1 protein-coding gene is annotated in these 299 nt (G+C 35.5%); it reads right to left on the reverse strand.

The features are described from left to right. Positions 1-113: 113 nt before the first annotated feature. Positions 114-299 (reverse strand): hypothetical protein (locus tag Q1A01_RS23770; protein ID WP_299686094.1); only part of this gene is annotated, 186 nt, incomplete at its 5' end.

Below are 299 nucleotides of genomic sequence, written 5' to 3' on the forward strand. Positions count from 1 at the left end.
TAAACAACCACACCAACTGTCGGCTAGTTACATTTGTGATTTTAGCCTTCGTACTTCCAACTTCTAACCTTGTACTTCCAACCTCTAACCTTGTACTTTCATTACCATTGAGGTTAGATGAGTAACGGAAAGTTTCCATCTTTTTGTAAAATAAAAAAATTACAAAAAGCTGTAAACAACCACACCAGCTGTCGGCTAGTTACATTTGTGATTTTAGACTTTGTACTTCCAACTTCTAACCTTGTACTTTCATTACCATTGAGGTTAGATGAGTAACGGAAAGTTTCCTTCTTTTTGTA

Source organism: uncultured Dokdonia sp. (assembly GCF_947492815.1).
GTDB lineage: Bacteria > Bacteroidota > Bacteroidia > Flavobacteriales > Flavobacteriaceae > Dokdonia.